15 protein-coding genes and 1 tRNA gene are annotated in these 17,576 nt (G+C 65.7%); 8 read left to right on the top strand and 8 right to left on the bottom strand.

Annotated features, from left to right (window positions below):
• Positions 1 to 477: 477 nt before the first annotated feature.
• Positions 478 to 3,357, bottom strand: coding sequence for a MobF family relaxase (mobF, locus tag AX750_RS04385; RefSeq protein WP_068077853.1), 2,880 nt, complete (start codon positions 3,355 to 3,357; stop codon positions 478 to 480).
• The gene (locus AX750_RS04380) at positions 3,354 to 3,632 is read right to left on the bottom strand and encodes a hypothetical protein (RefSeq protein WP_066721429.1); all 279 of its coding nucleotides are present in this window, start codon (positions 3,630 to 3,632) and stop codon (positions 3,354 to 3,356) included. The genes mobF and AX750_RS04380 overlap by 4 nt, the downstream gene beginning before the upstream one ends.
• A gap of 261 nt (positions 3,633 to 3,893) precedes the next feature.
• Between AX750_RS04380 and AX750_RS04370 the strand changes: the two genes are divergently transcribed.
• From AX750_RS04370 to AX750_RS04360, 3 genes are read left to right on the top strand one after another with little or no spacing between them, the layout of a single operon-like run.
• The gene (locus AX750_RS04370; RefSeq protein WP_156449771.1) at positions 3,894 to 4,358 is read left to right on the top strand and encodes a hypothetical protein; all 465 of its coding nucleotides are present in this window, start codon (positions 3,894 to 3,896) and stop codon (positions 4,356 to 4,358) included.
• A gap of 6 nt (positions 4,359 to 4,364) precedes the next feature.
• Entirely contained in the window at positions 4,365 to 5,084 is a 720-nt protein-coding gene (locus tag AX750_RS04365; RefSeq protein WP_066718615.1) for a hypothetical protein, read from the top strand.
• Between the two features lie 10 nt (positions 5,085 to 5,094).
• Entirely contained in the window at positions 5,095 to 5,667 is a 573-nt protein-coding gene (locus tag AX750_RS04360) for a hypothetical protein (protein WP_066718609.1), read from the top strand.
• 126 nt (positions 5,668 to 5,793) lie between these two features.
• On the opposite strand, the gene AX750_RS04355 is transcribed toward AX750_RS04360, so the two are convergent.
• Positions 5,794 to 7,446 carry a type IV secretory system conjugative DNA transfer family protein gene (locus tag AX750_RS04355; RefSeq protein WP_066718606.1) on the bottom strand — a complete coding sequence of 551 codons (1,653 nt, stop codon included), beginning with the start codon at positions 7,444 to 7,446 and terminating at the stop codon, positions 5,794 to 5,796.
• A 314-nt stretch (positions 7,447 to 7,760) separates the two neighbouring features.
• On the opposite strand from AX750_RS04355, the gene AX750_RS04350 reads away from it, so the two are divergent.
• Positions 7,761 to 8,273: a hypothetical protein gene (locus tag AX750_RS04350; protein ID WP_066718604.1), complete on the top strand. Its 513-nt coding sequence runs from the start codon at positions 7,761 to 7,763 to the stop codon at positions 8,271 to 8,273.
• Between the two features lie 390 nt (positions 8,274 to 8,663).
• On the opposite strand, the gene AX750_RS04345 is transcribed toward AX750_RS04350, so the two are convergent.
• The 4 genes from AX750_RS04345 to AX750_RS04330 form a co-directional block, all read right to left on the bottom strand.
• Positions 8,664 to 10,406 carry a DUF6538 domain-containing protein gene (locus tag AX750_RS04345; protein WP_156446467.1) on the bottom strand — a complete coding sequence of 581 codons (1,743 nt, stop codon included), beginning with the start codon at positions 10,404 to 10,406 and terminating at the stop codon, positions 8,664 to 8,666.
• 96 nt (positions 10,407 to 10,502) lie between these two features.
• A tRNA-Arg gene (locus AX750_RS04340) sits at positions 10,503 to 10,579 on the bottom strand.
• 126 nt (positions 10,580 to 10,705) lie between these two features.
• On the bottom strand, positions 10,706 to 11,080 hold the full coding sequence (gene hisE, locus AX750_RS04335; protein WP_066718598.1) for a phosphoribosyl-ATP diphosphatase: 375 nt from the start codon (positions 11,078 to 11,080) through the stop codon (positions 10,706 to 10,708).
• Between the two features lie 63 nt (positions 11,081 to 11,143).
• Positions 11,144 to 12,964, bottom strand: a complete 1,821-nt coding sequence (locus AX750_RS04330; protein WP_066718596.1) for an ATP-binding cassette domain-containing protein — start codon at positions 12,962 to 12,964, stop codon at positions 11,144 to 11,146.
• A 112-nt stretch (positions 12,965 to 13,076) separates the two neighbouring features.
• On the opposite strand from AX750_RS04330, the gene AX750_RS04325 reads away from it, so the two are divergent.
• A complete protein-coding gene (locus AX750_RS04325) occupies positions 13,077 to 14,213 on the top strand; it encodes a DSD1 family PLP-dependent enzyme (protein WP_066718593.1) in 1,137 nt (378 codons plus the stop codon).
• A gap of 24 nt (positions 14,214 to 14,237) precedes the next feature.
• Here the strand turns inward: AX750_RS04325 and AX750_RS04320 are convergent, their stop codons facing one another.
• Positions 14,238 to 15,134 carry a helix-turn-helix transcriptional regulator gene (locus tag AX750_RS04320; protein WP_245282303.1) on the bottom strand — a complete coding sequence of 299 codons (897 nt, stop codon included), beginning with the start codon at positions 15,132 to 15,134 and terminating at the stop codon, positions 14,238 to 14,240.
• A gap of 112 nt (positions 15,135 to 15,246) precedes the next feature.
• On the opposite strand from AX750_RS04320, the gene AX750_RS04315 reads away from it, so the two are divergent.
• The 3 genes from AX750_RS04315 to AX750_RS04305 are packed head-to-tail and all read left to right on the top strand — an operon-like array spanning position 15,247 to position 17,575.
• Positions 15,247 to 15,933, top strand: coding sequence for an ABC transporter permease (locus AX750_RS04315; protein ID WP_066718630.1), 687 nt, complete (start codon positions 15,247 to 15,249; stop codon positions 15,931 to 15,933).
• 5 nt (positions 15,934 to 15,938) lie between these two features.
• Positions 15,939 to 16,661, top strand: coding sequence for an ATP-binding cassette domain-containing protein (locus tag AX750_RS04310; RefSeq protein WP_066718589.1), 723 nt, complete (start codon positions 15,939 to 15,941; stop codon positions 16,659 to 16,661).
• A 35-nt stretch (positions 16,662 to 16,696) separates the two neighbouring features.
• On the top strand, positions 16,697 to 17,575 hold the full coding sequence (locus AX750_RS04305; RefSeq protein ID WP_082734948.1) for an extracellular solute-binding protein: 879 nt from the start codon (positions 16,697 to 16,699) through the stop codon (positions 17,573 to 17,575).
• Position 17,576: the final 1 nt, after the last annotated feature.

The raw sequence follows: 17,576 nt of genomic DNA, 5'->3' as shown, positions 1-17,576 counted from the left end.
GCAAAATCAAATCTCCATATGCAAAAATTTATTTTGACATACATAATTCATATCTCGATCAAGTTAATAATGTTTCTTAGTAGAATTAAAATTAGCGAAATACACTACGATTTTGTTGAGGAAATCGGTAATTAAATATATTATTGAAGCATGTTATATCTCTATTTTTGCTTCTGCAGTATTGTAAGATAATTCAGGCTCGGCAGCGCGTGATCTCCGCAAAGAAATTTATTTTCGAAGTCGCTGATTTGTGTGCTGAGCGCGTTCCAAAGCGGAGTTTAAATTGAAAAGACCGTCTTTAAAACCTAATTTAAATAGGTTGGTAATGCACTGCACTTTCGCCAATTGTCGTGTTTTTGCATTCAACCTCCGGTGCCAGCCGTTGCAGATGGTGATTGCCACGGCATAGCGAAGGAGGCGGGCGACAACACCGCTTCTAGGATTGGATGGCGCGCGGTCGCAGTGGCGCCAATAATGTCACCATTGGGGCGATTGAACCCGCTCGGTTTGAGCGAGCCGATCGCGTCGTCGATCTGGCCGTAATATGCCTTCAATCCGCCGCACCAGCGCCTTCCCCGTTTTCGCTTGAACCGCGTCGTCACGCTGAACGGAGAGCGCCATTCCAAGCCGTGACAGGCTTTGGGAAGCTCCTCTGAGCCAGCGCAGGGCGTCACGCAAAAGGCGAGCCGCCGTGAGTGCACCGGTCATACGGCTGCGCTCCTCCCGTAACAGCCGAAGATCTCCACGGCGCAGGAATGCCTCCCTGTCGGCAACATGTTCGATCACATTGGCCTTGTCGCGATAGCGTGCCGCCTCTGCAAACAGCCTTTCCTGAATCGCCACATCGCTGGCCGGCAGGCGCGGATCGGCCTGGCGCTGCCGGCAAAGCGCATCGAGCCTGTCGCGCTCGACGATAATGCGGGTGTCGTGCCGGTGCCTGCTGAGGCTGACATAGACCTCGCGCGCATCGGTTTCACGAGCGATGTGGACGACCGATGCCGCCGCCGAGCGCCCCTGCACCGAATGTGCCGTCCCCGCATAAGAATGAACGATCCGTGGTGGCGTGCGCTTGCGCCCATAGCGGGGCTCGCGCGCCAGCTCGTGCCACTTCCCTTCAACCCTGCGACCGTCATCGAGATCGAGCGTGACGCGGGGCGTTTCCGATTCCGTCAGGACGATCGCCCGCACCGTCGCGCGGTTGCCGTTGCGGATGCCGTGCTGCGGCAGGGTCTCGCCGAACCGGAGCCGGTCGCCGATTGCGAGCGCGAGATTCACCGGCTTGTCGGCGCGGTCGATCGACGGCAACGCGATGGCGTCCGGCCCAAGCCGCCCATCCAGCTTCAGCACTTCCCGTGCCTTCCGGTTGAGATCGGCAGCATCATCATTGCGCCGGGTCACGATCAGCACGTCATCGCCATGGACCTGCCGAAGTTCGCGCCATGCCGCGATCGTGCGTTGCTGCGCGGCCTCGCTGCCGGAGACCAGTTCCAGCCGATCATGCATCGCGTAGGCGCGCAGGCCTGCTTCTGAATCTCCACGCGCCATCACGACGGTTGCAGCCTTCTGCCAATCCACCTCCTGGCGTCGAACCTCCGTCATCGCGGCGGAGCGGGAGATCATATCCGCGACGGCCCTGAGGGCGCTTGCCCCAGCCACAGAGGCAAGCTGCCGACGATCACCAACCAGCGCGACCTTGGAACCGGCATCGCGCGCCGCCGTCAGCACGGCTTCCATGTCGCGCGTGCCGACCATGCCAGCCTCGTCGAGAATCACCAACGTCCGGTCGTCGAGCGGGGCACCTCCATCATGAGCCCGATCATGACGCCAGCGCGCGATGGCCTGCGCCGCGATACCGGTGGATGCCGCAAGTTCATCGGCGGCAACCCAGGATGGCGAGAGGCCAACGACCTTCAGGCCCGAACGATGGGCAGCGTCGACCAGAGCCTGTGCCGTGGTCGTCTTGCCGGTTCCCGCTCCGGCTTCGATCAGGACAACCCCGTCACGGGTCGCGGCCGAACGAACCGCGTCGCGTTGTTCGCCGGAGAGGTGAGGGGCAGCCTCCAGAGCGGCATCGACGGCCGCCTCGGCGAGCCAGTCGCGTTCGTCCGGCCGCTCGGCCGCGCGCAGCATCGCGGCCTCGCAGGCTGCGATTGCCGGCGTAGTCCAGCGTCGCGGCCGAGCCTCGTCATCGAGCCGCAATAGCCTGCCGTCATCCTGCAACGCGACAAGCTCGGCCGCGACGGTATCAGGACTGAGTCCCGCCAGCCCCGCCAGTTCAAGGGCGCGTTGAAGGAGATCCTTTCGCTCGATCACGCTCTCGTGGCGGAACAACTCGGATGCGGCGCGGGCGACAGGCCCCTCTCCGGGGAATGCCAGTGGGTCGATCTCCGGCTCGGTGGCGATGCGCTCGATTTCGCTGGTGGGAGCCCGCACCTGCTGCCAGGGATCGACAGCGGGGGCAGCAAGCTCCGCTCGCCAGCGTGCCTCCAGTTCGTCGCCGGTTGGAACCTGCTCCTTGCCCTTGCGGGTGGCGAGCGCCGCAATCTCGCGCTGGGCTGGACTGGCTCCCAATCCAGCATAGTCTTCGATCTGCGCCGATCGTTTGGAGAAGCGGTCCAGAAGCTCCTGGCTGATTCCGGCGATCTCCCACTGTCCCTGGCCGGCTTCGCGAAACCCCACGCTCAGATGCTGCGCGAGTTCCGCTGCCAGCTCGGCTCGATAGGCCGCCCCGATCAAGCGCTGGAGCTTGAAGACTTGCTCGGGGTCCGTCGTGAGGTGCTTGTAGCGATAGCGCCCCGAAAGCGCCTCGGCGGGCGCCCCCGCCACATTCATCACGACGCAATGTGTATGGAGATTGGGATCTCCCTCGCGGGTCGTAAAATGGTCGAACCGGCCGACGATCAGATCGGCCGGGTTGTGCCTGATAGTTCCGCCGGCGCCGGAGCGGACGACGACCATCTCCTCGTCGACGATCAGTTGCAGCGCGCGCGAAACCGCCTTGCGATGCGCCGACTCGATGATCTCACGTTGCCGTGGATAGCCGGCCATCCACAGGACGGACACGCTCTTGCCCGGAGTCATCGCGATATCGGTTCCGGCGTTATGGGAAGCGCCCGCACCTCTCACCAGCGCGTTGCCGGTCCGTGGGTCAATCCCGGCGCAGAGGTCGCGGAAGGACTGACGATCAATGGCCGCGCCACTGCGCACGATCGTCTCACCCGTCGACCACCAGACGCCATCACCGTCTTTCGCGTAATACTCGTCGCGGCGATCCGGTCGGGCCTCGCGGGCGCTGTCGTTGGTGTAGTAGTTGCCGGCTTCCGGTCCAGCCCCGAGCCGATGAGGCGAAGCGGTCATCCGCCGTGCCGGTAGCGGCAGAACTCCGAGAGTTCGATCGGGGTGCTGGCCTCCTCGACGGCTGACACGGCCTTGGCCAGCTCGAGCAGGGCGGCATCGACCTTATCGATCCGCTCCAGCGCGACACGATGCCGGGTCGCAACCTCCAACGACTGGGCGATGCAGTCGGCCGCCAGGCTCTCCGGCGTCCACCCGCGTTGGGAGGCGGCTGCCGAAAGTGCAGCAGCGACTTCGGGCGGGAGAGAGAGGGTGAGCGAGAAGGGCGGGCTGGCCATCGGCGACGAATCCTGACACGAAGGAATGCTAGCTACGGTGAGCGCGCCGATGACGCTCGGCAAGGCTTTGAGAGGCGTTTCGGGCGCCATGGTTACCGGGAAGCAACTTCAGTGCGTGGGGTGTGATATCCCTATCCTTGTTGCCTTCCGGTTGTCTTTCCTGTTGCCGCTTGCAGCCCTTAGCGGCCCGCTGTTGTACTCCATCGCATTCGATGGGTCCGGTTGATCATCCGGCAATCCCTCGCATGCTAGATGGCGCCCGTGCCGAAGCTCGATCTCAGCAAACTCTCCCGCGACCTCGAACGTCGCCGCCGTGATCGCCCCGAGGGCTCGGGTCCGGGCGGGCGGGCTGTCTCGGGTGCGATGGCCGTCGTGCGCGAGAACCTCGCCCAGTTGGAAGCCCTGTATGCCGCCGGGGCGAGCTGGGTCGATATCGCCGCCAGCTTGTCGGCGCAGGGTATCCGGCGCGGTGACGGCGAGGCTCTGACCGGCCGCCAGCTCACTGCCCTCATCGCCAGCGTGCGCCGCCAGGAGCAGCGTCGGGAAGTGAAGGCAGCCAAACGCGCCGCCCGTGCGGACCTGCCGAAGCCGCTCGCGCGCAAGCTTGCGCTGGCGTCTGATCTGGCGCCGCCGCCCCAGGCCTTTCCATCCGATCCTGCCCGAGCCGAGGAAGAACTCCGGCGCGAGAGGCTCGCTTCCCTCCAAGGCCTGTTCAAGAAGGATTGATCATTCATGGCTCGTATTCTGCTCGTCACCCAGGACAAGGGCGGCGTCGGCAAGTCGCTGATCAGCCGCGCCCTTGCCGAGGCCGCGCCCGAGGCGCCGGTGATCGAGGTCGACGCCAGCCGCCGGCTGGTCGAATTGGAAGATCGCGTCACCTTCTTCCCGATGCGGGCCGATCGTGCCGCGATCGAGAAGAGTGGCGGGCGTGCCGCTCGCGCCGAGTTCGACGGGTTGATCACCGGGATGACGCAGGCGAGCCTGCCGACCATCGTCGATGTCGGCGCCAATACCTCGGGAAGCCTGCTCGCCCTTCTCGCCGAACTCGCTCCGGATCTGAAGGCGGCAGGTGTCGAGATTGGCATCGTCGTCATCGCCACGGCGGAAGCCGGAGCGCTTGCCGAGGCGCCGCGCCTGATGCAGTTGGCGAAGCCCTTCGCCTCGGCCCGCTTCCTGATCGAGAACCGCCTGCGCGGGGAGGTGGACGGCAAGGTGATCGGCAAGATTGCCGATGGTGCCGCCGTCACCGCCCTCGCCGAGCATGTCATGGAAGAGCAGGCTGTCGCCCTCTATCAGGCTGGCGGGCTCGCCAGCATTCCCCGGCTTGATGCCGGCAAGCTCAACGACAAGCATGGGCTTGCCCTCGGGTCGCGTATCCGCCGTGACCTGGCTCGTTTCCGGCTGGAGGCGATGGAAGCCGTCAGGCCCGCCGCCGAATGGCTTGTCGGCTGATCCTATGCCCATGAGCGAGAGCGGACCGGCTGGCCGGATCGCGCAGGCACGCGCCGACGCGCAAGCCGCCGATGCCGCCAACGCCAGGGCGAGCAAGGCGCTGCTCGCCAAACTCCTCGGCCAATCGATCGAGAAGCGCTTTGCCGCATTCGAGGGCGAGGCCAGGAGCCTGACGCCGACCGATCGCCGGGCTCTGCTCAAAAGCATCAAGGATGCCGAGGCACCGGAACGTCCCGGAACGGCGGGAGATACCGCGAGTCGCATTGCGATCTGGCGGTCGCTGCTGCCTTATCGCGTTGGTGCGATCGCGGTAAGCGTCGTTGTGGTCGCGACAGTGTTGACCGCTGTCGTGATCGCGGCGCGGAATACGCCGAGTCACGCGGTGATGATCGCTACCGATCAACCGATCGCGGCGCAGTTCAGGACCCCTGCCGGAATCATCGTCGCAGACCGGCTTGAGCCGAAGACGCCCTATGTCGCGGTGGAGGAAAACGCCGGGCAGACCCGGCTGCGGCTCTGGGTCCCGTCGCAGGGCTATGCGGTTGCGACGGTTCCGACCGACTGGTTGAGACGGCTGCCATAGGAGACGTCGTTACCGGTCCAGACCAGGCGTCGGGTTTCCGGTGCGGTTGAGGCCAACGGCTGCCTCCGATGTGGCGGGACCAGAAAACCTCGTGGCGAGAGCCACGAGGTTTTCGTTGTCTACCCGTCAGCTCGCCACACCGACCGGGGGAACCTGTTTGATCAGACGAGCAAATCGCGGATCTGCGTGAGCCACGATCTTGTGCAGCTTCATCGGCTTCTTCGACATGGCGCCGCTATTGGGGATGACGATCAGTTCGTTCGAGCGCAAGCTGGTCAAGGCGTGTGCGCTGATCAGGGGCGCGGCCTGGATCGAGGCCGAGACCGACCGCACTCCGGGCCCCTCGGCGGGACGGCTCAGGCTTTCGACCCGCGCGGTATACTGGCCGATCGCCTTCGACCAGCGCTCCGCTTCGTAGGGGTCGACGGCCGGCACGTCGAACAAGGTAACGATCTCCGCGGTGTTCAGAATCGTGTCGGCACCGGCCTGACCATAGAGCCCGACGATCTGGGAGCGATCCTGCCACATCGTCCAGAGGCTGGCGCCATAGCCTGGAAGTTCGCCGGACGCCGTCAGGATCTCGTCGAACCGGCCCAGTGCCGCAGCCTCGTCGATAAACACCATGATCCTCTGCACGGGCCGGTTGCGCCGCACGCTGGTGAACAGGTCGCTGAGGAACCAGCGCAGGAGCGGCGCCAGGATAGCCTTGTATTCGGGCGGGACGACCACGAAGACGTCGCATTCTCCCGAGCTAAGCTCAGCCAGATCGAAGGTTGACGTGGAGACCATCGTACGCAGCCGCTCGTCGGCCAGCCACTGGAACGCTTGCAATGCGGTCGACTTGACCGGGTCCTTGGTCTTCGGATCGGCCTCGAGCAATTCGAGCGCCGCCAGCGCGGCAGGAGCTTTCCCGAGCGCCTTCAACTGCGCGATGAGCTTGTCCTCCTGGCTCAGCAGGAACTGCACCGCAGGAACGGTGCGCCGGTCGTGGCGTAAGGCCACCAGCATCGCGCCGACGATCAGATCGACGGCACGATTGCGAAAATAGGCTGAGGCTTCGCCGTCGCTCGTTGCCGCCGGAAGGAGAGCCAGAGCGGTTTGCTGCAGGTACAGGATATCGTTCGCGTCGCGGCTGGCGAGCGGGTTCCAGGCATCTTCGCCCCCGACCAGCCCGAGCGGGTCGAGACAGACGACCCGGCGGCCCAGCGTGCGGCGACGGGCGGCCGTCGCCCGGTAGACCTCCCCCTTGGGGTCGATCACCACCGCCGGCCCTCCCCAACTCGAAGGCTCTGGAAAGGCCAGATTCGGAATCAGCAACCCGCTGGTCTTGCCCTTGCGGGGAGGGGCGATCGTCGCCAGCGTTCCCTGAACCTGAACGCGCACGACCCGGCCGGTCTCCGGGTCACGGCCGAGCTCCAGCCCGCGCGACAGACCGGCGAGGTCCTCCATCGAGGCAAACTGAGCATCGCCAAACAGCCCGGAGACGTCGCGTGGCGGCTTGGGCCGGCCAGGTGCAAAGCGATACACCAGAACCAGGATTGTGGGCGCCAGAGCCAGCAGTATCGGCCAGCTCCAGCCCCCACCGGCAAGCCAGGGCGAACGACCGCTCGCCACGCCGCCATAAGCCGCCGCGATGCTCAGTATATCCAGGTCGCGCAGGATCGTCGCCCATGACGGCATCCCGGCCGGCCATAAATCCGGATCGATGCCGTGCTGCAGAGCAAGCGCAGCAGGATAGACGCACACAAGTGCAAGGGTGACGACAAGGAGGGCTCTCATAAATCCGGGCCAATGGATGATGGTGAACTATCTTGCCCGGAGAGGAAGAATATCTTGGCCTCAAGACATCTAAAATTGAAACATTTGCACGGCGCTTGCTGCGGTTATCCGAAGCGTTTCTGAAGTGATATCCAAAGCGAAGTGTTAACTATAGATCGAATAGGGCCTTGCAAGTCGGTATTATCTGGATCATTATTGAGCTATCTATCGCTATATTTAGGTTAATTTCAACCTGAGCTTTACATCGCTCCGGCCGCATGCAGCCTGGCTCCAGGCGCGTCTTCCCGCGCGTTCACAACGGAGCCAACGCACACATGTTCAATCGTATCACCATGCGCGATCTTGTTCTCCTCGCATTGGGGGCGCTCGTCTACAGCTGCGCCATTGCCGGGCAGAGGGTCACCATCGGAGAGAGCATCACGCGAGTGAGTATGATCGATATCACCTTGCTCGCGATGGAAGCGCCCTCATTCACAACCGCATTCGCCAAAATTGCCGGCCTGGTCGAGTTCAGCATCCTCAGGATCGTCGTCGACCTGATCGTGCTCACCTGTTTGCTGATGATCCTGACCTGGATCTGGAGCTCGTGGAATGACCACGGCAAGCGTGCTGTCGTTCAGGAGCGAAGAGTGCGTCGCGGCCTCAGCATGGCAGCCCAGGTGTTGTCGGTCATGCTGGTTGCCTTGTTGGCCTATGCGGTCTTCGAGGCAAAGCTGGGCTTCAGCTATGCAGAGCTGCGCCGCATAGCAGCTCTGGAAACGACTCCGAAGCTTGATGGCAGATACCAGATCGCGCCGCCCAGGCCAGGAGAAAAGACAACGTTCTGAATGCCGCTGACCCACCCTCATCATCGGTTCAAGAGCGTCCCGCTGGGTGGCGGGGCGCTCTTTTGCTCTTTTGACACGCGTTGAAGCTTGGACAATTACGCCAGACCAAGGAAGCGCTGAGGTGAGAGCCGGTTTGCTAACGTGACCGTCATCGAAGGTGGCGATCGCCATCTCACAGTCTCCCGTCACTGGCGTTCAGACCGCGATCTGCATCCCGTCCTTCTGAGCATTCCTTCTTTTCCCAGTGGCCGCACAAACAAGGCACCGGGCTGTCGCGATCTGAACGCCAATGACGGGAGACCGCGCGACTCCGACCGGTGATCAGTAATCCAGCAAAGGTGACGAGGAACGCGTTTGTCACGAATGATCGTCGCGCATGTTGCACGCGCATCAGCGCATTGCCTTGATGGCTGTCAGGAAGGGCCAGCTGGCACCCTGCACCGCCTCGTCGAGTTCGGCGATGTTGACGACGCGGGGCTTGCGCTTCGTCCCGTATCGCCCCGTCATTCCGCCCTCGGAATGTCCCATCAAAGCCTTCTTGATTTCGTCGGGATGGCCGGCACGGCTGAGTTCGTCCTGAAAAGCATGGCGGAACGAATACAGCGTCGTGCCTTCTGACTCGATCTTGAGATCCTTGCGGGAGAAATTTGTCCAGAACGATGAGAAATAACCCGACACACGCGTGACGTCATCGCCATGTGCGGCCATGGAGGACCAAAGAAAGCGTCGGTTCTCGGTGCGCGCTGTCGCGACGAGGTCAGTCAGTCCGAGATCCAAAAGTTCCTTTCGGATCGGCACCCATCGCCGCCTGGCAAAGGCTTTGACCCGGCGGTCGCCCGCATTGGTCACGACGAAGCAGAGGATCTCGGGCGCATCGGGGTGTGGGGCGACCGTGTCCGGGCCGAGCTGGATAATCTCGGAGCTGATCATGCCGTGCAGGCAAGCGATCAGAGGCAACCAGAACTGCAACTCGCTGCAGGCCTTCGCTTGGGTAAAGCGCTTGCCCTCTGTGAAGATCGAATGGGCAAAGATGCGTTTGAGCTCGGCCTCGCTATAGGGCTCGCGACGATCCTCGTCCTCGGGAATCTCAAGGAAGATCTCGCCGCCAAGCGCGGTCTCGATCCAGCCGGCGTTGAGCGCTGTCGCCATCAAGGAGGAAAGAAAGCCGACCTTCTTGTTGATCGTCTGAATCGCATAGCCCTTGGTCGAGCCGAGATGATCGCGATAGGCGAGCACCTGCTTGCGGCCAATCTCCCCGATATCGCTCAGGCCCGAATGTGCCGCAAAATCCGCAATGGTATGATCCATCTCGCGGAGATATTCGGCGCGCACCTGCTTCTTCACCGCGCGCCGGTTTTCCTGCCATTTGAGCGCGCAGTCGCTCAGCGTCTTGCCGATCTTGCGGGTCGATAGAGGGGCGGCGGGGAAGGATGCGACGCTGGGAGGGACCTCAACGACGCGCCGCCAGGGGCCGGCGATGGAGTCCGGGTGCGGCATGCTGATCCCGCCCGTCCTCGTTTCACGCTGCCGAAACACGTCGAGATAGGTAAGTTCGGCAGCGAGGCAGGCCGCCATGAAGCGGTCGTGATGCGAGGAGGTCTTGCTTAGCGAGATACCGATCCGACGGACATAACCTTGAACGAAGCTTGCCCGGCTCCCTGCATAGTCGACGACGGTCATCGTTTTGAGCGAGACCTCAAGCGCGATGTGCTGCTTGACGTCGCCATTGCTGCGCCGGGGCAGCGCGCGCAGATCAGGACTGGCTGCCAGAACCGCGCCGGGCATCTCTTTCAGCCGTGCGCGCCAGTCCTCTTCCTGAAGCGACGTGCCGAACCAGCGCGCCAAAGCCTCCCATTCTTCCCAACTCCAGCTGCCGGTATCGATTGGGGCTGGTCCGTCTACCTCGCTTACAAGCCCACGCTGCTGGCGGGCCTGAGCAAACTGACGGTCCCAATCCTGATCGAGAGCAATCGCTGCCTGCCTCGCTGCGCGCTGATCCCGTGTCCGCAGAGACACCTGAACGCGCGCAAATGGAAAGGCATCGCGCAAATCTTCAGGCACGCGGCGTACATACTGGCACACGCCGTTTCGGGTGGTGAGATGGTTCGTGATGGGCACGTCGTCGTCAGCCATGTTATGCACGATGTTATGCATTCGGACAGGGTGCAACCCGCCCAAAGGGCTTATCGACGTTGAAAATCAATGCGATGGAGTGGCCCGAAGGCCGAATGGCGCGCCCGAAAGGATTCGAACCTCTGACCCTCAGATTCGTAGTCTGATGCTCTATCCAGCTGAGCTACGGGCGCGTATCGGGCAGCGGCGTGGCGCCGTCGTTCCGATGGGGGCGAAATAGCCGCTCTCCCTGCGCTTGGCAACCCTCAATGTCGCGGCGCGGCAAAAGTTTTGCCGGGGCCGGGCCGCTGGCGGGTCCCTCAGCCGCCCGCCCGCAGCAGCGGCGCGGCGGCCGCGATCCGGCGCGCCTGCGCCTTGCGCCGCTCCTTCGGCAGCTTCTCGGCGATGCCGTAGAGCTGCTCGCGCCGATCCATCTCATGCCAGACATCCGCGGGGGCGATGCCCATTTCGCTCCACAGCACGACCAGATTGTAGAGCAGGTCGGCGCTTTCCTGGATCGTCCGATGGCGCTCGCCCTGCACCGCTTCGAGCCCGACCTCGAAGGCCTCCTCGGCCAGCTTCTTGGCCATCTTCGGTAGGCCCTCGCCGGCGAGCCGGGCCGTCCGCGACAGGGCGGGGTCGGCGTGGCGCGCCGCGAGGACGGCGGCATGGAGACGCTGGATCGAATCTGCCATCGCGGCAGAATCCCTGCCGCGGATGAGGGTTTGATGACAGCGGCCCAGGCAGGGCTGCGGCGCTCAGTCGGCGATGACCTGCAGCCGGTGCAGCCGCGCATAGGCGCCGTCGCGGGCGAGCAGCACGTCATGGCTGCCGGTCTCGACGATTCTGCCCTCTTCCATGACGACGATCAGATCCGCCTCGCGCACCGTCGACAGGCGATGGGCGATGACCAGCGTGGTGCGGTTCTTCATCAGCCGGGCCAGCGCCTGCTGGACGAGACGCTCCGATTCCGCGTCGAGCGCGCTCGTCGCCTCGTCGAGAAGCAGGATCGGCGCATCCTTCAGGATCGCACGGGCGATGGCAATTCGCTGGCGCTCGCCGCCGGAGAGCTTCTGGCCGCGCTCGCCGACGGACGAATCGTAGCCGTCCGGCATCGCCATGATGAAATCATGCGCGGCGGCCGCCTTCGCGGCGGCGACAATCTCCTCGTCGCTGGCGCCGGGCCGTCCGAAGGCGATGTTGGCGCGCACCGTGTCGTCGAAGAGCACGACATCCTGGCTGACGACGCCGATCTGGGCTCGCAGCGAGGCCAGCGTCAGCCCGCGCAGATCCTGTCCGTCGATCTCGATGCGACCCTCGGTCGGGTCGTAGAGCCGCGGCACCAGCGCGAGCAGCGTGGATTTGCCAGAGCCCGAGCGCCCCACCAGCGCGGTCGTCCTGCCGCCCTCGGCGACGAGGTCGATGCCCTCCAGCGCGCGCTGGTCGTCGCGGTAGCGGAAGCGCAGATTCTGGAAGGCAACCTCGCCGGCGCCGACCCGCAGCGGCTGGCCATCCGGCGGATCGACGATCTGCGGCTTCTCGTCGAGCAGCGCGTAATAGCGCTTCAGCGAGGCCCCGGCCTCCTGGACGATGGCGTTGAGATTGCCGAGCGAGCGCATCGGCTGCGCCGCCAGCAGCAGCGCCGAGACATAGCCGGTGAAGTCGCCCACGGTAGAGCCGCCGCTGGTGATGCGCACGCCGATCGCCGCCAGCACGCCCGCGACCGCCATGCCGCCGCCGACCTCGAGCAGCGGATCGAGCCGGCCGCGCGCATTCGCCGCCTTCATCTTGAGCGAGCGGATCGTCTCGAAGGCCGCCGCCGCCCGCCGCTCGAGATAGGGCTCGAGCGTGTCGGTCTTGGCGGCGCGCGCACCCTGCAGGCTCTCGGTGACGAGGCTCGCCATCAGGCCCGTCTGCTCCTGCTGCGAGGTCGCCATGCGGCGCAGCTTCCGGCCGATCTTGCCGATCGGATGCGCCACGATCGGCGCCACCAGCATGACGATGAGCGTCATCTGCCAGTCGATCCAGAACATTGCTCCGACGAGGGCGAGCGCGGTCAGCACGTCGCGCACGGCGATGTTGATCAGCCTTGTCAGCGCCTCCTTGACGAAGGTGAAGTCGGTGGTGAAGCGCTGGGTCAGCGAGGCCGGATTCTCGCGCTGCAACTGCGCGAGATCGGCCCGGATCAGATGGGTGTAGAGCGCCGTCTGCATGTCGGCCTCGATCCGGCTGACGACGCTGTTGGTCATCACCGTCTGGGCCAGCAGCGAAAATCCCTTCACCGCCGTGACGATGACGACGACGACGGCGACCGCGTTGACGACGCCGATCTCGAAGCCGATCGATTTCGAGACCAGCCGCTCCATCCGCCGGACGAAACCCGTCGATTCCGCCGTTAGCGGATCGGCGAAGGCATCGAAGGCCGCCTTGATCAGCAGCGGGTAGAAGCTCGTCGTCGCCGCGATCACCACGACGAGGCCGAGGATCATTGCCATCTGCGGCAGATAGGCCCGGACCTGCTCGCGCCAGACGCGGAGCAGCAGCGCAAAGGTGTCGTCGGTGACGCGGCCGATCTTCATGGCGCGCGACCTATCACGGCGGCGCAGTGAGCGCTACGGGAGGCCGGGTCTTGCTCCGGACAAGAAGCTGGCGTCCCATGCGGGCGACCGATTCAGGAAAGCGCGAGCGCCCATGCCCCTCCCCCCGCCGGCCCAGCCCGGCCAGAGTTTCGTCGAGATCGACACGCCGGCCCTGATCCTCGACCTCGACGCCTTCGAGCGCAATCTCGTCACCATGGCGGCCTATACGCAGGGACATGGCGTCCGGCTGCGGCCCCACGCCAAGACCCATAAGAGCCCCGAGATTGCGCTGCGCCAGATCGCCCATGGCGCGGTCGGCCAGTGCGTCCAGAAGGTCTCCGAGGCGGAGATCCTGGTCGAGGGCGGTGTGACCGACGTGCTCGTCAGCAACGAGGTCGCGGGCGCGGCCAAGCTCGACCGGCTGGCGAAGCTCGCCCGCCAGGCCAGGATCGGACTCTGCGTCGATCATCTCGACGGCATCCGCGAGGCGGCCGAGGCCGCCGCCCGCCACGATGTCGTGCTCGACGTGCTCGTCGAGATCGATGTCGGCGGCCGCCGCTGCGGCGTCGCGCCCGGCGAGACGGCGGTCCGGCTGGCGGAAGCGGTGGCGCGCAGCAATACCCTGCGCTTCGGCGGCCTGCAGGCCTATCACGGCACCGCCCAGCACATGCGCTCGATCGACGAGCGCCGCGAGGCGATCGAGCGCGCCGCGCTGGGCACCCGCAACACGGTGGAGCGGCTGCACCAGGCAGGCCTCGCCTGCGCCGTGGTCGGCGGGGCCGGTACCGGCACCTTCGAGATCGAGAGCCAGTCCGGCATCTGGAACGAGATCCAGGCCGGCTCCTACATCTTCATGGACGCCGATTACGCGCGCAACCGCCAGGCCGACGGCACGCCCTTCCGCACCTTCGAGCACGCGCTCTTCATCCTGACGGCCGTGATGAGCAAGCCGGTGCCGGACCGCGCGGTCGTCGATGCCGGGCACAAGACCGCTTCGGTCGATTCCGGCATGCCGATGCCGTTCCGGCGCGAGGGCGTGATCTACACAAAGCCTTCCGACGAGCATGGCGTGCTGACGGGCGACCCGATCGCGCTGCCGCATCGCGGCGACCGGCTGCTGCTGATCCCGGGTCATTGCGACCCCACCGTGAACCTGCACGACTGGTATGTCGGTGTGCGCGGGCTCCACACGCCGGACGCCCATGTCGAGTCGCTCTGGCCGATCGCGGCGCGCGGCGCCCTGACCTGACGCAGGCGCTGACGAAACGCGACCTCAGCGATTGAGCCTCACGGCTCCGCTCTGCGAGAGGTCGTAGCCGCCGAGTTCGCGCGCCCGCGCCGCCATCGCCGGCCCGCGCATCCAGGCCAGCAGCCTCTGCGTCGCCGGCTCGAAATAGCTGCGCCGGCGCATCGCCAGGTCGACATGCTCCCAGACCAGCGGGAGGAATTCGAGACCGAAAGCACCGGCGATGGCGCGTGAGGCGATGCCGCAATCGGCGCGCCCGGTCCGGATCGCGAGCGCGAGATCCTGCCCCGTGGCGCAGATGCCTTCGGCGAGGGTCAGCGACGGGGCCGGTACCCCCTCCCGCGCGATCAGGCTCTCGAGCAAAAGCTGCGCGCCCGCCCCCTTCTGGCGGCGGGCGAAGCGGGCCCGTCGCTCGACGGCCGAAACGAGGCCGGACAGCCCGAGCGGGTTGCCCGGCGCAACCAGCAGACCCTGCTCGCGCCGCGCGAAACCGATCACAACGGCGTCATGGAGCCCCGGCTCCGCCCGAACGGCCGCGGGATTGGCGCCGTCATCGTCCGGCGTCGCATGGAGATGGATCGCGGCGATAGAGACCTCGCCCCGCACCAGCCGGTCGAGCCCTGCCTGCGAGCCCTCCGCCAGCAGCGCCAGCCCGCAGTGCGAGTCGCGCACGGCCACCTCCAGCAGCGAATCCTGGCTGCCGCCGATGATTGGCGGCGGCTCGGCCAGCCGCAGCCCGTCCGGCCGGGCCAGCCCGGCCTCGAGCCAGCGGTCGAGCGCCGCGCGCGGGAACAGCCACTTCCCGCTGACCTTGGTGCAGGGCACGCCGCCGCTGGCGACCAGCTCATAGAGCTTGCGCTCCCCCAGCCGCAGATAGCCGGCCGCCTCCTCCGTCGTCAGATAAGCCTGTTCCTGCATAGACATGCACTGACCTGCATTTCCTCCTGAATTGGCATTTGGTCGCATTGAAAGCTACCAAAGACAAGTCTTTGCAGATGTCCGGAACCAACAAGGAGCGGCATTGGACTTCTCGGCGATCTTCTCGGCGGCCTTCGCCCTCGTGATCGGGCTCGATCCCGCCTTTCTGGCGATCGTGGGGCTGTCGCTGCGCGTGACGCTGACCGCCGTGCTGATCGCAGCCCTCATCGGACTGCCGCTCGGTGCCGCATTGGCTCTGGCGCGCTTTCCCGGCCGCGCTGCCGTGATCGTCCTGCTCAACGCCCTGATGGGGCTGCCACCGGTCGTCGCCGGGCTGATCGTCTTCCTGATGCTGTCGCGCTCCGGGCCGCTCGGGCCGCTGGGTCTCCTCTTCACGCCGACGGCGATGATCATCGCGCAGGTCCTGCTCGTCCTGCCGATCGTGATCGCCCTCACGCGCCAGACGGTCGAGGATCTCTGGGGCGAGTATCGCGACCATCTCCGCTCGGTCGGGCTCGAAGGCCTGCGCGCCATCCCGACCCTGCTGTTCGACGGCCGTTTCGCGCTCGCCACCGCCCTGCTCGCCGGGTTCGGCCGCGCCAGCGCCGAGGTCGGCGCCGTGCTGATCGTCGGCGGCAACATCGCCGGCTACACCCGCACCATGACGACGACGATCACGCTGGAGACTTCCAAGGGCGACCTGCCGCTGGCGCTCGGCCTCGGCCTCGTCCTGATCGCGCTCACGCTCGCGATCAACGCCGTCGCCTTCGGCGCCAGCCGCATCGGCGCGCGCTATGCGGGATGAGCGCCATGCGTGACCGCAGCTCGATCCTGCCGCTCGACGTTCGCTCCGTCGTCTTCCATGGCGATGGGCGTCGCCTCGTCGACGGGGTCAGCTTTCGGCTGCCGGCCGGCGGGCTGACCGTGCTGCTCGGCCCCAACGGCGCCGGCAAGTCCCTGACGCTGCGCCTCTGCCACGGCCTGCTCACCCCGAGCGAGGGCCAGATCGCCTGGGCACCCGGCGCCGATGGCGGCACCCGCAGGCACGCCATGGTCTTCCAGAAGCCGATCATGCTGCGTCGCTCGGTCGAGGCCAATGTGCTGCACGCGCTGGCGGCGGCGGGTGTCGCCGGCCCCGAGCGCCGCGAGCGCTGCCGCACCGCGCTCGAACGCTTCGGCCTCGCCGACCGGGCCGATCAGGCAGCGCGGCTGCTCTCCGGCGGCGAACAGCAGCGCCTCGCCATCGCCCGGGCCTGGGCCCTGCGCCCGGAACTGCTCTTCCTGGACGAGCCGACCTCGCAGCTCGACCCTGCCGCCACCCGCCAGATCGAAACGCTGCTTACCGGCCTCGTGGCGGAGGGCATCACCGTGATGATGTCGACCCATGATCTCGGCCAGGCGCGGCGGCTCGCCTCGCGCGTGCTCTTCCTGCATCGCGGCCGTCTGGTCGAGGACGCCTGCGCCACCGATTTCTTCGCCGCCCCCGCCACATCCGAGGCGCGGGCCTTTCTGGCCGGCGACCTGATCTGGTGACGACCCCAATCCGAAAACCAACCGAGGAGACGACCATGACGATGACCCGACGCCTGCTTCTGGCCACTGGTTTCAGCGCCGCGCTGACCGGCCTTGCGCTGGCCCAGACCACGACCGCCACGCCGCCAGCGGCTTCCGCCCCGGCCGCGGCGGGGACACGCTTCATCACGGTCTCCTCGACCACCTCGACCCAGGATTCCGGGCTGTTCGGCCACATCCTGCCGCTGTTCAAGGCGAAGACCGGCATCGAGGTCCGGGTCGTCTCGCAGGGCACGGGCCAGGCGCTCGACACCGGCCGGCGCGGCGATGCCGATGTCGTCTTCGTCCATGCCAGGGCGCAGGAGGAGAAATTCGTCGCCGACGGCTTCGGCCTCGAGCGCAAGCCCGTGATGTATAACGACTTCGTCCTGATCGGCCCGAAGGCGGACCCGGCCGGCATCGCCGGGACCAAGGACATCGCCGCCGCGTTGGTGAAGATCGCCGAGAAGGGCGCGCCCTTCGTCTCGCGCGGCGACAAGTCCGGCACGCATTCCGCCGAACTCGCGCTTTGGAAGGTCGCGGGCGTCGATCTCGAAGCCAAGAAGGGCGCCTGGTATCGCGAGATCGGCCAAGGCATGGGGGCCGCCCTCAACACCGCCGGCGGCATGGGCGCCTATGTGCTGGCCGACCGCGGCACCTGGATCTCCTTCAAGAACCGCGGCGACCTCGGCATCGCGGTCGAGGGCGATCGCCGCCTGTTCAACCAGTACGGCGTGATCGCGGTGAACCCCGCCAAGCACCCCCATGTGAAGATCAATGACGGGCAGGCCTTCGTGAACTGGCTGGTCGGCCCCGAGGGTCAGAAGGCGATCGCCGACTACAAGATCGAGGGGCAGCAGCTCTTCTTCCCGAACGCGACGCAGGCGGGCGCGTGAC

The sequence above is a fragment of the Methylobacterium sp. CCH7-A2 genome (assembly GCF_001557075.1).
Classification (GTDB): domain Bacteria; phylum Pseudomonadota; class Alphaproteobacteria; order Rhizobiales; family Beijerinckiaceae; genus Allobosea; species Allobosea massiliensis.
The sequence above is the reverse complement of the archived record's forward strand: the minus strand, read 5'-3'. Positions and strand labels throughout refer to the sequence as shown.

Bases quoted from the DNA above. Each gene is read 5' to 3' on its own strand.
- AX750_RS04310 (WP_066718589.1), top strand. From the start codon at position 15,939: ATGCGTGACCGCAGCTCGATCCTGCCGCTCGACGTTCGCTCCGTCGTC.
- mobF (WP_068077853.1), bottom strand. From the start codon at position 3,357: ATGACCGCTTCGCCTCATCGGCTCGGGGCTGGACCGGAAGCCGGCAAC.
- AX750_RS04330 (WP_066718596.1), bottom strand. From the start codon at position 12,964: ATGAAGATCGGCCGCGTCACCGACGACACCTTTGCGCTGCTGCTCCGC.
- AX750_RS04360 (WP_066718609.1), top strand. From the start codon at position 5,095: ATGAGCGAGAGCGGACCGGCTGGCCGGATCGCGCAGGCACGCGCCGAC.
- AX750_RS04325 (WP_066718593.1), top strand. From the start codon at position 13,077: ATGCCCCTCCCCCCGCCGGCCCAGCCCGGCCAGAGTTTCGTCGAGATC.
- AX750_RS04350 (WP_066718604.1), top strand. From the start codon at position 7,761: ATGTTCAATCGTATCACCATGCGCGATCTTGTTCTCCTCGCATTGGGG.
- AX750_RS04320 (WP_245282303.1), bottom strand. From the start codon at position 15,134: ATGTCTATGCAGGAACAGGCTTATCTGACGACGGAGGAGGCGGCCGGC.
- AX750_RS04365 (WP_066718615.1), top strand. From the start codon at position 4,365: ATGGCTCGTATTCTGCTCGTCACCCAGGACAAGGGCGGCGTCGGCAAG.
- AX750_RS04380 (WP_066721429.1), bottom strand. From the start codon at position 3,632: ATGGCCAGCCCGCCCTTCTCGCTCACCCTCTCTCTCCCGCCCGAAGTC.
- hisE (WP_066718598.1), bottom strand. From the start codon at position 11,080: ATGGCAGATTCGATCCAGCGTCTCCATGCCGCCGTCCTCGCGGCGCGC.
- AX750_RS04305 (WP_082734948.1), top strand. From the start codon at position 16,697: ATGACGATGACCCGACGCCTGCTTCTGGCCACTGGTTTCAGCGCCGCG.
- AX750_RS04355 (WP_066718606.1), bottom strand. From the start codon at position 7,446: ATGAGAGCCCTCCTTGTCGTCACCCTTGCACTTGTGTGCGTCTATCCT.
- AX750_RS04345 (WP_156446467.1), bottom strand. From the start codon at position 10,406: ATGGCTGACGACGACGTGCCCATCACGAACCATCTCACCACCCGAAAC.